16 protein-coding genes are annotated in these 14088 nt (G+C 65.7%); 10 read left to right on the forward strand and 6 right to left on the reverse strand.

Translation table 11 applies throughout. From position 1 onward, the window contains the following. Positions 1-28: 28 nt before the first annotated feature. The 5 genes from QOL79_RS02975 to pyrE all read right to left on the reverse strand — a co-directional run bounded on the left by QOL79_RS02975 (position 29) and on the right by pyrE (position 3873). Positions 29-1129 carry an AI-2E family transporter gene (locus QOL79_RS02975; RefSeq protein WP_283418570.1) on the reverse strand — a complete coding sequence of 367 codons (1101 nt, stop codon included), beginning with the start codon at positions 1127-1129 and terminating at the stop codon, positions 29-31. An 18-nt stretch (positions 1130-1147) separates the two neighbouring features. Next, the gene (lepB, locus tag QOL79_RS02980) at positions 1148-1987 is read right to left on the reverse strand and encodes a signal peptidase I (RefSeq protein WP_283418571.1); all 840 of its coding nucleotides are present in this window, start codon (positions 1985-1987) and stop codon (positions 1148-1150) included. Positions 1988-1989: 2 nt separating this feature from the next. Then, on the reverse strand, positions 1990-2391 hold the full coding sequence (gene acpS, locus QOL79_RS02985; protein ID WP_058454466.1) for a holo-ACP synthase: 402 nt from the start codon (positions 2389-2391) through the stop codon (positions 1990-1992). Between the two features lie 157 nt (positions 2392-2548). Then, the gene (locus QOL79_RS02990) at positions 2549-3280 is read right to left on the reverse strand and encodes a pyridoxine 5'-phosphate synthase (RefSeq protein ID WP_058454465.1); all 732 of its coding nucleotides are present in this window, start codon (positions 3278-3280) and stop codon (positions 2549-2551) included. A gap of 5 nt (positions 3281-3285) precedes the next feature. After that, on the reverse strand, positions 3286-3873 hold the full coding sequence (pyrE, locus tag QOL79_RS02995; protein WP_283418572.1) for an orotate phosphoribosyltransferase: 588 nt from the start codon (positions 3871-3873) through the stop codon (positions 3286-3288). A 233-nt stretch (positions 3874-4106) separates the two neighbouring features. Here pyrE and coxB point away from each other — a divergent pair, with 233 nt between their 5' ends. The 10 genes from coxB to QOL79_RS03045 all read left to right on the forward strand — a co-directional run bounded on the left by coxB (position 4107) and on the right by QOL79_RS03045 (position 12907). Beyond that, the gene (coxB, locus tag QOL79_RS03000; RefSeq protein WP_283418573.1) at positions 4107-5201 is read left to right on the forward strand and encodes a cytochrome c oxidase subunit II; all 1095 of its coding nucleotides are present in this window, start codon (positions 4107-4109) and stop codon (positions 5199-5201) included. Between the two features lie 17 nt (positions 5202-5218). Next, entirely contained in the window at positions 5219-6898 is a 1680-nt protein-coding gene (gene ctaD, locus QOL79_RS03005) for a cytochrome c oxidase subunit I (RefSeq protein WP_058454462.1), read from the forward strand. A gap of 73 nt (positions 6899-6971) precedes the next feature. Further along, the gene (locus QOL79_RS03010; protein WP_283418574.1) at positions 6972-7883 is read left to right on the forward strand and encodes a heme o synthase; all 912 of its coding nucleotides are present in this window, start codon (positions 6972-6974) and stop codon (positions 7881-7883) included. Further along, a complete protein-coding gene (locus QOL79_RS03015; protein WP_282946922.1) occupies positions 7880-8047 on the forward strand; it encodes a cytochrome c oxidase system small membrane protein in 168 nt (55 codons plus the stop codon). Before QOL79_RS03010 ends, QOL79_RS03015 begins: the two co-directional genes overlap by 4 nt. Further along, positions 8044-8601, forward strand: coding sequence for a cytochrome c oxidase assembly protein (locus QOL79_RS03020; protein ID WP_058454460.1), 558 nt, complete (start codon positions 8044-8046; stop codon positions 8599-8601). The genes QOL79_RS03015 and QOL79_RS03020 overlap by 4 nt, the downstream gene beginning before the upstream one ends. Before the next feature lie 81 nt (positions 8602-8682). Next, a complete protein-coding gene (locus QOL79_RS03025) occupies positions 8683-9558 on the forward strand; it encodes a cytochrome c oxidase subunit 3 (protein ID WP_058454459.1) in 876 nt (291 codons plus the stop codon). 1 nt (position 9559) lies between these two features. Then, the gene (locus QOL79_RS03030) at positions 9560-9946 is read left to right on the forward strand and encodes a DUF983 domain-containing protein (RefSeq protein WP_283418575.1); all 387 of its coding nucleotides are present in this window, start codon (positions 9560-9562) and stop codon (positions 9944-9946) included. Further along, positions 9939-10598, forward strand: a complete 660-nt coding sequence (locus QOL79_RS03035; RefSeq protein ID WP_058454457.1) for an SURF1 family cytochrome oxidase biogenesis protein — start codon at positions 9939-9941, stop codon at positions 10596-10598. Before QOL79_RS03030 ends, QOL79_RS03035 begins: the two co-directional genes overlap by 8 nt. Before the next feature lie 28 nt (positions 10599-10626). Next, positions 10627-12024: a threonine synthase gene (gene thrC, locus QOL79_RS03040; RefSeq protein WP_283418576.1), complete on the forward strand. Its 1398-nt coding sequence runs from the start codon at positions 10627-10629 to the stop codon at positions 12022-12024. Then, a complete protein-coding gene (locus QOL79_RS03045; protein ID WP_283418577.1) occupies positions 12017-12907 on the forward strand; it encodes a class I SAM-dependent methyltransferase in 891 nt (296 codons plus the stop codon). Before thrC ends, QOL79_RS03045 begins: the two co-directional genes overlap by 8 nt. Here the strand turns inward: QOL79_RS03045 and QOL79_RS03050 are convergent. Next, the gene (locus QOL79_RS03050; protein WP_283418578.1) at positions 12904-14040 is read right to left on the reverse strand and encodes a GGDEF domain-containing protein; all 1137 of its coding nucleotides are present in this window, start codon (positions 14038-14040) and stop codon (positions 12904-12906) included. The two genes, QOL79_RS03045 and QOL79_RS03050, sit on opposite strands and share 4 nt — an antisense overlap. Positions 14041-14088 lie beyond the last annotated feature (48 nt).

The following is a 14088-nucleotide window of genomic DNA, read 5'->3' on the forward strand; positions in this document are numbered from 1 at the left end:
CGGGCAAAAGAAACGAGGCGGCGGCGGGCTAAGGGCTCGCCGCCGCTTTCGATTGTCCGGGGCCCGCGTTGCGCTCGGCTTCGCGTTCCAGCGCGACCTTGATCATCGCCACGATCGGGTCGGCGAGGAACAGCCCCATGATGCCCAGCAGGGCGCCGAACAGGATCTGTGCGCCGAGGACGAGCGCGGGGGCGAGGTCGACGGTCTGCTTCGCGACCATCGGGACGATCAGATAGCCGTCGACCGTCTGCACGATGAAATAGATGGCGATCGCCCACAGACCGGTGTCGGTACCCGCAGAAAAGCCGACGAGGACGAGCAGCACCCCCGAAACGATCGCGCCGATGTTGGGGATGAAGGCGAGCAGGCCGGTCAGCAGTCCCATCAGCGCGGCCATCGGGATGCCGACCGCCATGCAGGCGAGCCACGTCCCGACCCCTTCCACCGCCATGCCAAGCAATCGTCCCGCCATCAGCCGGCGCAAGGTGAAGCCCATGCGCGCGGTGGTGATGTAGAAATTCTCCCGGGCTTTGATCGGCAGCATCCACGCGACACCGCGTTCGTACAGCCGCGGTTCGATCGCGATGAAGACGCCGAGGACGAGGATCATGACGAGGCTGGTCAGCCCGCCCAGCACCGTGCCGACCGCGGCGGTGACGCGGCCGAAGGTGCCCGCCATATTGTCGGTGATCGTCTTGGTATCGAGCTGGAACTCGCCCATGCCATGCTCGCTGGCCCAGGCGGCGATGCGCTCGACCTGACCCATGACCACCGTCTGCAGTGCCGCGGCCTGGTCGGCGATCTGCGAACCCGCGAACATCACCGTCCAGATCAGGAAAGCGACGAGCGACAGGCAGACGATCAGCAGCCGCCAGCCGCGCGCGATCGGCAATATCCGGCCAAGCAGGCGCGTGCCACCGTCGAGCATCGACGCCATCACGATCCCGGCAAAGATCAGCAGGATCGGCTGGATCAGGACGATGCAGACGCCGATCAGCAGCGCGACGCCGAGCCAGACCCCCGCCTTCAACAGTTCGGTGCGGACAAGCTGGCTGCGGATTTCGGTAGGGCCGGGGGCGGCGTCCTGCGCCTTGGCTTGCGCGACGGCTTCCTCGCTGGTCGCAGCCATGGTCTTGCTCCCTCGAACCTAATCTACGTTTTTATCATGCTCGGGGCGCAGATTGGTTCCCGCGCGGCCGGGGCGCAGCGCCTCGAACCAGCTGACCGGATTGTACCATTCCGCGGTGCCGTCGGTCGAAAAGCTGATGATCTCGGCGCGGCCTGCGATCGCGTCGAAGGGAACCGGTCCGCCGAGACCCTTCTGCTGCACCGACACGCGGCTGTCGGCGCTGCCGTCGCGGTTGTCGCCCATCAGGAACAGATGGTCGGCGGGTATCTTGATCGGGCCATAGTCGTCGGTCTGGTATCCGGGCCCCATGTCGATCGTGTCGAAGGTCGCGCCCCCGGGCAGCGTCTCGCGCACGATCGGCAGTTCGAGCCGGTCCTTGCCCGCCGCGTCCTTGACGATGAAGCGGCCGAGACTGCTGTCGGGGCCGGGCAGGTTGGCGTCGACCGGGATCGACAGCATCGGCTGCACCTCGCGCTTTACCGGCTTGCCATTGATGAACAGCGCGCCGCCCTTGAGTTCGATCGTGTCGCCGGGCAGGCCGATCACGCGCTTGATATAATCGACGCGCGTCACCGGATGTTCGAGCACGACGATATCTCCGCGCGCGGGCAGCTTGCCGAACCATCGGCCGGCCGTTTTCGGCGCGAGGTGAAAGCTGACCGAGGCGTAGGACCAGCCATAGGGGTATTTGCTTACCACCAGCCGGTCGCCGTTGCGCAGCCCCGGCATCATGGAATCGGAGGGGATATAGAAGGGCTTGGCGACGCAGCTATGGATGCCGAGCACCAGCAGTACGATCACCACCACGTCGCGGATCAGCTTGCCCCAGCCGCCTTCATCCTTGTCCGCTTTCGCCATGCTCAGTCCTTGATCGCCTCGATGATGACGAATGCCTGCGCCCACGGATGGTCGTCGGTCAGCGTCAGGTGGATATGCGCGCTGTGTCCCGCCGGGATCATCTCGGCGAGCCGCGCCGCCGCGCCGCCGGTCAGCGCCAGCGTCGGGGCACCCGACGGCGCGTTGACGACGCCGATGTCCTTCATGAACACGCCGCGCTTGAAACCGGTTCCGACGGCTTTCGAAAAGGCTTCCTTCGCGGCGAACCGCTTGGCGTAGGTACCGGCGCGGGTGAACGGCCGCCGCGCCGCCTTGGCGCGTTCGACGTCGGTGAAGACGCGCTGCTCGAAACGCTCGCCGAAACGGTCGAGCGAATTCTGGATGCGCTCGATATTGCAGAGGTCGGAACCGAGACCGATGATCAATGGATATCCTCCCTGTCGCGCAGCGATGGGGAGGGGGACCGCGCCCGCAGGGCGTGGTGGAGGGGCCGCGACGTGGCGCCATGAGCCCCTCCGTCAGCGCTCCGCGCTGCCACCTCCCCATGGCTCCGCCACAGGGAGGATATTGTGATTGGCAAGGTCATCCCCGCGCCTCGTCCATCAGGCCGCGCATCCGCTGGATCGCATGCTCGAGGCCGGTAAATATGGCCTCGCCGATCAGATAATGGCCGATGTTGAGTTCGGCGAGTTGGGGAATTGCGGCGATCGGGACCACATTGTCATAGGTCAGGCCATGCCCTGCGTGCGGCTCGATGCCGTTCTTCCACGCGAGCGCCGCGGCGTCGGCGATGCGGCGGAGTTCGGCGGCGCGTTCCTCGCCCTCGACATGCGCGTAGCGGCCGGTGTGGAATTCGACGACGGGCGCCTTCAGCCGCATCGCAGCCTCGATCTGGCGCGGGTCGGGTTCGATGAACAGGCTGACGCGGATGCCCGCATCATTGAGGCGTGCCACAATCGGTGCGAGGTGATTGTGCTGGCCTGCCGCGTCGAGCCCGCCCTCGGTCGTGCGTTCCTCGCGCTTTTCGGGCACGATGCACGCGGCGTGCGGCATATGGCGCAGCGCGATCTCCAGCATCTCGTCGGTCGCCGCCATCTCGAGATTGAGCGGCAGGTCGGTCGCGGCCTGGATGCGCGCGAGGTCGGCGTCGCGGATGTGGCGCCGGTCCTCGCGAAGATGCGCGGTGATGCCGTCGCCGCCGAACGCCGCGACGATCTCCGCCGCACGCACCGGATCGGGATGGTCGCCGCCGCGCGCGTTGCGGATCGTCGCCACATGGTCGATGTTGACACCGAGCCGCAGCTTTGAGGGCATGACGCTCAAGCCGCCGCGCTCCGGCTCCCCGGCTTCACCGCCTGCGTGCCCGCCAGTTCGGGCGGCAGTTCGTTGGGGTCATAGGTCGGGAAATTGATCGCGACGAGCGGAAAGAAAGGGACGCCGAGGTCGACGCTGCCCGCCGAGCGATCGACGAGCGCCGCTTCGGCGACGACCTCGCCGCCCGCCGCGCGGACCGCCTCCATCGCCTCGCGCGACGACAGGCCGGTGGTGACGACATCCTCGACCATCAGCACTTTCGCGCCCTTGTCGATCGTGAAACCGCGGCGCAGCTCGAAGGTGCCGGTCGGACGCTCGACGAAAATCGCGGGCTTGCCAAGCGCGCGGCCCATTTCATGTCCGATGATCACTCCGCCCATCGCGGGCGAGACGACGACGTCGATCGCCTGCCGCAGGTCGCGCGGCAGCTTGGCGGCGAGCGCGGCGGCAAGGCGTCCGGCGCGCGCCGTGTCCATCAGCACGCGCGCGCACTGGAGATAATATTCGCTGTGGCGGCCAGAGGAGAGCAGGAAATGTCCCTGCAGCAGCGCGTCGGCGGCGCGGAACTCGGCCAGGATTTCATCATCGGTCATGGGAGAATGGGTCTTTTGTTCCTGTCATCGCCCCGATCGGGGCGACTGGGTTTCGGCAGCGAAAATTTGTCTGCCGTAAAATAGTGTTAGAGATGCTTGAGGCAAGCGGCAAGCGGGGTTATAGCGCCCGCGAGATTCAGCCTTGGGGACGGCTGCCGCGACGCGTGTCCGGCGACCCGGACAAGGGGTTGGGGCATCGAAAAGAACAACAGGCAACGGGCGGCACAATTCTTATGAAGAGCTTGAAAACCCTTGTAATCAAAGGCGCAATCGCAGCGGCTTTGTCGCTCGGCGCGGTGGGCACCGCGCATGCGACGGCTCCTGCGGCGGTACCTGTCGCCGCGCCTGCGGCGACTCCGGCACCGGCGGCGCCCGATGCGGCCGCGCCGACCGCCGCCCCGGCTGCGACCGACGCCGCGAAAGCGGCCGTGCCGGCGGGCGATGCGACCTATGTTCCGATGAAACCGACCCCCGGGATCGGCCAGCCGGTTGACGGGGGCGTCAATTTCCAGCCGCAGGTCACCCCGATCGGTGAGCAGGCATACTGGTTCAACCATGTGATCCTGCTGCCCGTGATCACGGTGATCTCGCTCTTCGTTCTCGGCTTGCTGCTCTGGGTCGTCGCGCGCTACCGCGCCAAGGCGAACCCGGTGCCGTCGAAGACCACCCACAACACCTTCATCGAAGTGATCTGGACCGCGATCCCGGTGCTGATCCTGGCGGTGATCGCCGTCCCGTCGATCCGCCTGCTCGCGGCCCAGTACGAACCGCCGAAGAAGGACGCGCTGACGATCAAGGTCACCGGTTATCAATGGTATTGGGGCTATGCCTATCCCGACCAGGGCATCGGCGAATATGTCTCGAAGATCCTGCCCGAAGACAAGGCAAAGGCTGCGGGCGAGCCCTATCACCTCGCCGTCGACAACCGCATGGTCGTTCCCGTGGGCCGTCAGGTCAAGCTGATCATCACCGGCGCCGACGTGATCCACAGCTTCGCGGTTCCGGCTTTCTGGACCAAGATGGACGCGGTCCCCGGCCGCGCCAACGAAACGACCTTCACCCCGACCAAGGTCGGTGTCTATTACGGCCAGTGCTCGGAGCTTTGCGGCGTCGACCACGGCTACATGCCGATCGCGGTCGAAGTGCTGCCGGTCGACAAGTGGGAAGCCTGGGTCCGCTCGAAGGGCGGCAACCCCAATCCGGCGCCCGCGGCTCCGGCCGCTGCGGCGCCCGCCGCACCCGCAACGTCGGCAGCAGCTCCCGCTGCAACCGCACCCGAAGCAGCGCCGGCTGCGGCTCCCGCCGCTGCTCCGGCCGCAAAGAAATAAGTTAAGGGGTCCGACAGATGACCGATATCGCAGCGACTGCACCCGCGCACGGCGCCGAACACGCTCATGCCCACGCGCACGATCACGACCATGACACGCCGGGCTTTTTCGTCCGCTGGTTCATGTCGACGAACCATAAGGACATCGGCACCCTCTACCTGATCTTCGCGATCGTTGCGGGGATCGTCGGCGGTGTGATTTCGGGCATGATGCGCCTTGAACTGGCCGAACCCGGCATCCAGTATCTGCCCGGCTGGGCGTCGATGCTGGGCAGCGGTGCCGACGAGGTCGCGGGCAAGCACCTCTGGAACGTGCTGATCACCGCGCACGGCCTGATCATGGTCTTCTTCATGGTCATGCCCGCGATGATCGGCGGCTTCGGCAACTGGTTCGTGCCGCTCATGATCGGCGCGCCCGACATGGCGTTCCCGCGCATGAACAATGTCAGCTTCTGGCTCACCGCGGTCGCGTTCGTGATGCTGGTGGGGTCGAGCTTCGTGCCCGGCGGCAGCGGCCACGGCGCCGGCACCGGCTGGACGGTCTATGCGCCGCTCTCGACCAGCGGGTCGGCAGGGCCGGCGGTCGATATGGCGATTTTCTCGTTGCACCTCGCAGGTGCGGCGTCGATCCTCGGGGCGATCAACTTCATCACCACCATCTTCAACATGCGCGCACCGGGCATGACGCTGCACAAGATGCCGCTGTTCGTGTGGTCGGTGCTGGTCACCGCCTTCCTGCTGCTGCTCGCGCTGCCGGTTCTGGCCGCCGCGATCACGATGCTGCTGACCGACCGCAACTTCGGCACGACCTTCTATGATGCGACGGGCGGCGGCGATCCGGTGCTCTACCAGCATCTCTTCTGGTTCTTCGGCCATCCCGAAGTGTACATCATGATCCTGCCGGGCTTCGGCATCGTCAGCCAGATCATCTCGACCTTCAGCAAGAAGCCCGTCTTCGGCTATCTCGGCATGGCTTACGCGATGGTCGCAATCGGCGTCGTCGGCTTCATCGTGTGGGCGCACCACATGTTCACCGTGGGCATGAGCGTGAACCTCAAGATGTATTTCACCGCCGCGACGATGGTCATCGCGGTCCCGACCGGCATCAAGATCTTCAGCTGGATCGCCACCATGTGGGGCGGTTCGCTGAGCTTCAAGACCCCGATGGTCTGGGCGCTGGGCTTCATCTTCATGTTCACCGTGGGCGGCGTGACCGGCGTCGTGCTCGCCAACGGCGGCGTCGACACCAACCTGCACGACACCTACTATGTCGTCGCGCACTTCCACTATGTGCTGTCGCTGGGCGCGGTCTTCTCGCTCTTCGCGGGCTTCTACTACTGGTTCCCGAAGATGTCGGGCCGGATGTACAACGAGTTCCTCGGCCAGCTGCACTTCTGGGTGTTCTTCATCGGCGTCAACGTCATGTTCTTCCCCCAGCACTTCCTGGGCCAGCAGGGCATGCCGCGCCGCTACCCCGACTATGCGGAAGCCTATGCCTATTGGCACCACATCTCGTCGCTCGGCTATGTGATCATGGCGGTGGGCATGCTCTTCTTCTTCGTGAACATCCTCTGGTCGCTGTTCGCGGGCAAGCAGGCGGCCGACAATCCGTGGGGCGAAGGCGCGACGACGCTCGAATGGACGCTGTCGAGCCCGCCGCCGTTCCACCAGTTCAACGAACTGCCCCGGATCGCGTGACGTTTATCGCCTGACCAGCTTCGCCCTCTGCTGACATTCGGCAGGGGGCGTCGCCCGACAGGCCGGAGTATGCATGGCGCAGAGCCTGACCCACGGCGCAACGGCGCTACCCGCCGACTGGCGCGACCTGTTCGCGCTGACCAAGCCGCGCGTGATGTCGCTCGTCGTCTTCACCGCGCTGTGCGGCCTGCTCGCGGCGCCGGGCAGCGTGCACCCGGTGCTCGCTTTCTCGTCGATCCTCGCGATCGCGCTGGGGGCAGGGGCGTCGGGCGCGCTCAACCAATGGTATGAGGCGGGTCTCGACGCCAAGATGAAGCGCACCGCCGGACGGCCGCTTCCCGCAGGGCGGCTCGATCCGCAGACGGCATTGCAGTTCGGCGTCGGGCTGGCGGCTTTCTCGGTCTTCCTGATGCTCTTCGCCGCCAACTGGCAGGCGGCGGCGCTGCTGACCGTCTCGATCCTCTTCTACGTCTTTGTCTATACGATGTGGCTGAAGCCGCGGACGCCGCAGAATATTGTTATCGGCGGCGCGGCGGGCGCCTTTCCGCCACTGATCGGCTGGGTCGCCGCAACGGGCAGCGTCGCGCCGCTGCCGGTGCTGCTGTTCCTGCTCATCTTCCTCTGGACCCCGCCGCATTTCTGGGCGCTCGCGCTGTTCGTGCGCTCGGATTATGCCGCCGCGGGCATTCCGATGATGCCGGTGGTTGCAGGTGAAACGTCGACGCGGCGCCAGATCCTGTTCTACGCGGTGATCATGGCGATCGGCGCGATCGCGCCCTGGCCGCTCGGTTACGCCGGCGCGCTTTACGGCTGGACCGCCGCGCTCCTGTCGGCGGTCTTCGTCGCGCTCTCGGTGCAGGTCGGGACCCGCACGACTGGCGAGGGCGATTTGATGCAGCCCGAAAAGCGCCTCTTCGCTTTCTCTATCGCCTATCTCTTCATCCTGTTCGGCGCGGTCGTCGCCGACCATTGGTTCCCGCTATGACCCCCGACGTACCCGGCGAAACGCCCCCCGAACCACAGCCCTTCGACGAGGCCGAATATCGCCGCCGCCAGCGCAGCCGCGCGAACCTGATGGGCTGGCTGCTCGGCGGGCTCGCCTTCCTCTTCTTCTTCATCACCATCGCGCGCATGGTGGTGCCCAAATGAAGACGATGTCGGCCAATGCGAAGACCGCCTCGCTCGCTGCTCTGCTCGCGGTCGCGATGGTCGGGCTGGGGTTCGCCGCGGTGCCGCTCTACAATCTCTTCTGCCGGGTGACCGGCTTCGGCGGCACGACGCAGCGTTACGATCCGGTCGCCGCGGCTGCCGAGCCGAAAATCCTCAGCGATACCATCTCGGTGCGCTTCGACGCGAATGTCTCGCCGAAGCTGCCGTGGAAATTCTATCCCGAGCATCCGACCGACACGGTCAGCATCGGCGCGCGCGACATGGCGATCTTCATCGCCGAGAACCAGTCGCCGCACGAGGTGGTCGGAACAGCCAGCTTCAACGTCACCCCCGACGCGGCGGGCAAATATTTCACCAAGATCCAGTGCTTCTGCTTCACCCAGCAGACCCTGAAAGCGGGTGAACAGATCCGTATGCCGGTGCTGTTCTTTGTCGATCCCAAGATCAAGGACGATCCCGACGCGCGCGACATTCAGGAAATCACGCTCAGCTATACCTTTCACCCTGTAGACGGGGGCAAAAAGGCGAGCTAAGGCCGCGTTCAAAGAGTCTTACCAAGGACCGGCGGGCGGTTGGGGAATCGCCACGCTGGGGCAAAAAACGGGAACTGTGACATGGCCGGTGCCAAACATCATGACTATCACCTCGTAAATCCCAGCGTCTGGCCGCTCATCGGGTCGGTCGCCGCGCTGGTGATGTTCTTCGGCCTCGTGATGTTCATGCATGCCGACTATTTCGGCGGCGCGGGCAAATGGGTTCTCGGCCTCGGTATCATGGGCGTGATCGCCACCTTCTTCAGCTGGTGGTCGGACGTCATCAACGAAGCGCACGCCGGCGACCATACGCCCGTGGTTCAGCTCCACCTGCGCTATGGCATGATCCTGTTCATCGCGTCGGAAGTGATGTTCTTCGTCGGCTGGTTCTGGGCCTGGTTCGATTTCTCGCTCTTCCCGGTGCCGGTCGAGATCGTCGACGGGGCGGTCAGCAACCTGTTCGGGCAGGATGGCGCCGTGGCAGCCACGATCTGGCCGCCGAAGGGCATCCATGTCATCGACGCCTTCTCGCTGCCGCTGCTCAACACGCTGATCCTGCTCTGCTCGGGCACGACGATTACCTGGGCGCACCACGCACTGATCCACGGCGACCGCGAAGGCCTGAAGAAGGGCCTGTGGGCGACGATCATCCTCGGCCTGACCTTCAGCTGCATCCAGGCCTATGAATATGCCGAGGCGCCGTTCCCCTTCGGCACGATCAACTATACCTCGGCCTTCTTCATGGCGACCGGCTTCCACGGTTTCCACGTGCTGGTCGGGACGATCTTCCTGATCGTCTGCCTCGTCCGCGCCTACAAGGGCCACTTTACGCCGCAGCAGCATTTCGGGTTCGAAGCTGCTGCCTGGTACTGGCACTTCGTCGACGTGGTGTGGCTGTTCCTCTTCATCATTGTCTATGTCTGGGGCGGCTGGGGCGCGCCGGTCGCTGCACACTAACTTGCCGCAGAACAATCAGACACCAAAGGGGCAGCCGCCGATCGCGCGCGCTGCCCTTTTGGGCCTCTGTCCGCAGTGCGGGGCGCAGACGCTGTTCGACGGGGCGGCGAAGTTCGCGCCGCATTGCCGCGTCTGTTCGCTCGATTTCCAGAGCTACAACGTCGGCGACGGCCCCGCAGCCTTCCTGACCTTGATCGTCGGCGCGTTAATCGTTGTCGCGGCGCTGGTCGTCGATTTCGCGTTCGCGCCGCCGCTCTGGCTGCACATCATCCTCTGGGTCCCGCTAACAGTCGGTGCGGTGGTCTATGGTCTTCGCGTCGGCAAAGCCGCGCTGCTCGCCAGCGAGCATCAGCGCAAGGCGGCCGAAGGAAGGCTCAGCGATGACTGAGCCTGTGCCGTCGGCCGCCCCCCGGTCGTCCGGGCGCCGCTGGCCGCTGATTCCGACGATCTTCGTCCTGTGCGCGGTCGCGGTGATGATCGCGCTCGGCGTCTGGCAACTCCAGCGCAAGGCCGAGAAGGAGGCCCTGATCGCGCTCTATGAGCGCAACCGGGCGATGTCGGCGCTCGTGACCTACCCTGAGCTGCCGCCGGTTCCCGATGCGATGCTGTTCCGCAAATCGAGCGTCGTGTGCCTTGAAGTGGTGCGCTGGGACCAGCGCGGCGGCACCGATCGCATGGGAAAGTCCGGCATTCGTATGGTCGCCGATTGCCGTACCGGTGCCGAGGGGCCGGGCGTGCTTGTCGATGTCGGCATCGCGGACGACTTCATTCCGCCCAAATGGACGGGTGGCACGGTGCAGGGGACGATCGTTCCGGGCCCCGAACAGCCGACGGTGGTCGAGCGGCTGATCGGCCGTGCGGTTCCGGCGCGCGCCATGCTCGTGGCCGACGCGCCGGTTGCCGGGCTCCGCGCCAGCGAGGTGCCGTCGGGTGCCGACGTACCCAACAATCATCTCGCCTATGCCGTGCAATGGTTCATTTTCGCGGCTGCGGCGCTGATAATCTACGCGCTTGCGGTGCGCCGCCGCTTGCAGCGGTGACGGTGCGCCGTTAGGGCGCATCTCCGTCATGGAATATATCAGCACTCGCGGCTCTGCGCCGACCCTCGACTTTCGCGCCGCAACGCTTGCCGGCCTCGCCAGCGACGGCGGGCTCTATGTGCCGGCGAAATGGCCCGAGATGTCGGCCGCCGATATCCGCGCGCTTGCAGGGCTCGATTATGTCGAAACCGCGGTGCGGGTGATGACGCCCTTCGTTGCGGGTGTCCTGTCGGAAGATGAGCTGCGCGAGCTCTGCAAGGCTGCCTATGGCCGCTTCAGCCACGATGCGGTGACTCCGCTCGTCCAGCTCGACCACCGCCACTGGCTGCTCGAACTCTTTCACGGTCCGACGCTCGCGTTCAAGGACGTCGCGCTGCAATTGCTTGGTCAGCTCTTCGAAAAGTTCCTCGGCGGCGGCGAGACCGACCTGACGATCGTCGGCGCGACCTCTGGCGACACCGGTTCGGCGGCGATCGAGGCGGTCGCGGGGCGCGAACATATCCGCATCTTCATGCTCCACCCCGAAGGCCGGGTCAGCGACGTCCAGCGCCGCCAGATGACCACCGTGCTGGCGCCCAACGTCTATAATATCGCGATCGACGGCAGCTTCGACGATGCGCAGGCGATGGTGAAGCGGCTGTTCGGCGATGCCGAGGCGCGCAGCGCCCTGACTCTCTCGGCGGTGAACAGCATCAACTGGGCGCGGCTGATGGCGCAGGTCGTCTATTATTTCTATGCCGCTGTGCGCCTCGGCGCGCCCGAGCGACCTATTGCTTTCAGCGTTCCGACGGGCAATTTCGGCGATGTCTTTGCGGGCTATGCCGCCGCGCGCATGGGGCTTCCCGTCGCGCGGCTCGTCGTTGCGACCAACGTCAACGACATCCTCCACCGCGCGCTGTCGTCGGGCGACTATAGCGCTGGCAGCGTCACGCCGACCGCGACCCCCAGCATGGATATCCAGGTCAGCAGCAATTTCGAAAGACTGCTCTTTGATCTCGCAGGCCGCGATGGCGCGGCGATTGCCGGCATGATGGACGCGTTCGATCGGGATCGGTCGATGAGCATCCCTGCCGACATGCTCACCGAGGCCCGCGGGCTTTTTTCGAGCGCGCGGATCGACGGCGATGCGATGTCGCTGGCGCTGCGCTGGGCGCAGGAGAAGGGCGGCCAGATCATCGACCCGCACAGCGCCGTCGGCCTTGCCGCCGCACGCACGCTCGAAATCGATGCCGATATTCCGGTCGTCACGCTCGCGACTGCGCACCCTGCAAAATTCCGCGACGCGGTCGAGCGCGCGACGGGTGTCCGCCCGGCGCTTCCCGCGCGCCTCGGCAATCTGTTCGACCGCGAGGAGCGCTATGAAAAGCTTCCCGGCGATTATGACGTGGTGAAGGCCTATATCCTGTCGGAAGTGGCGCGTGGCTGAGCTTGCGCCGCTGGTCACGCTTGTCGGTGAGGCCTGGGAGGATTATGGGCTGGTCGACAGCGGCGGCGGGCGCAAGCTCGAACGCTATGGCCCTTACCGCTTCATCCGCCCCGAGCCGCAGGCGATGTGGCACCCCGCGCTTCCGCAGGACGAATGGGACAAGGCCGACGGCGAGTTCATTCCCGCGTCGGATGATGATGGCGGCGGGCGCTGGTATTACAACAAACCCGTTCCCGCCGAGGGCTGGCCGCTCGGCTGGCGCGAGACGCGCTTCACGGCAAGCTGCACGCCCTTCCGCCATCTCGGCTTCTTTCCGGACATGGCCCCCGTCTGGGACTGGTTGCGCGCGCAGGTGGCGGGGAAGCCGGACCCGACCTTCCTGAACCTCTTCGGCTACACCGGCGTAGGCAGCCAGGCGCTCGCCGCCGCGGGTGCGTCGGTGACGCATGTCGACGCCTCGAAAAAGTCGGTCGCGCAGGCGCGCGAAAATGCCGCTCTCGCCGGTATGGCCGAAAAGCCGGTCCGCTGGATCGTCGATGATGCGGGCAAATTCACCGCCCGCGAGGTGCGGCGCGAAAGGCGCTACGATGCCATCCTGCTCGACCCGCCCAAATTCGGACGCGGGCCGGGAGGCGAGCGCTGGCAGCTGGAAGAAGGGCTCGCACCCTTGCTCGCCGATTGCCGGCAATTGCTCGATGCGGACAGCCGCGCGTTGTTCCTCACTGTCTATGCGGTGCGCATGTCGGCGCTCGCGATCGGCGAACTGCTCGCGCAGCTCTTCGTCGACCTGCCCGGCACGGTCGAATGCGGCGAGCTGGCGGTACGCGAAGAGGCGCGAGGGCTCTTGCTCCCAACGGCGATCTTCGCGCGCTGGAGCAATTAGTCGAGCGGCGTAGCCAGCTCGATCCGGTTCCGTCCGCTTTCCTTGGCGCGATAGAGCGCCTCGTCGGCCGCTTTCAGCGCCGCGCGGGCATCGCCGAAGCCGAACACGTCGGCCACCCCGCCCGAGAAGGTGATCTTGCCGAACGGCTGGTCGGTCTTGCGGTTGATGAGCCGCCGCTCGGCCAAGCCTTCGCGCGCCTCGTCGAGCCGCGCGGCCGCCTCGCTCGGCGGCAGACCGCGGAACAGCATCACAAATTCCTCGCCGCCGTGCCGCGCAACGTGGCAATGGTCGTTCGAAATCTTCGCGAGCGTGTCGGCGATCAGCTTGATGACGCGGTCGCCGGCTTCATGGCCGTGGATGTCGTTCACCTTCTTGAACTCGTCGATGTCGCAGAAGGCGACCGACAGCGGTTCGCACGCGGCGCGCGCTTCCTCATAATGACGTTCGAGCAGCACCTCGAAGGCGCGCCGGTTGGGGAGGCCGGTCAGATAGTCGACCTCTGCGTCGCGCTTGGCGCGGGCAAGGCTTTTGCGCAGCGCCTTCGCCTCGTCCTCGCTCTTGCGCATTTCCTCTTCGGCGTGGCGCGTTCGCTCCAGCATCACCTTCGCAATGTCGGCGAGGTGCGAGACAAGCTCGCCCGTCTTTTGCACCTGTTCGAGGTCGCTGACATGCTCCTCCAGTTTCGACCCATATTCGCTCGTCGCGCTGCGTGCGGCCTTGGTGCTGCTCTGGAAGGTCTCGAGGTTCGTTTCGAGCCGCGCGATCATCCGGTCGAGGTCGGCGCGATCGGCCAGCGTGGGGTCATTCTCCATCAGCTCGTCGAGCCATTGCTGCGTCACGCCTTCGCTCGTCATCGAGCGCGCCGCGATCTGTCGCGCGAGCCGTGGGTTGATCCCCGAAAAGGCGCTGTGCGCGATCAGCAGGTTCGCCGCCGAAATATCCAGATCATGGTCGATCAGGAATGCGCCGATCGCACCGACCAGCTGCTGCCGCGCCTCCCGCACCAGGCTGCGCGAACCGCGCGCTCCCGAGGATGCCTGTTCCTCTTCGTGGGCCCCGTTCTTCGCGCGGAGCCCCAGCCAGCCCAGGAGCCGCCCGACCGGCTCGTTCGATGGAGTTGCATGTGTGGTCATGCGCAAATTAACGGGCGCCTCGAAACAAGGTTAAGGCGCCGGAGGAAA

Origin of the sequence: Sphingopyxis sp. Geo48, assembly GCF_949769155.1 — a bacterium.
Taxonomy (GTDB): domain Bacteria; phylum Pseudomonadota; class Alphaproteobacteria; order Sphingomonadales; family Sphingomonadaceae; genus Sphingopyxis.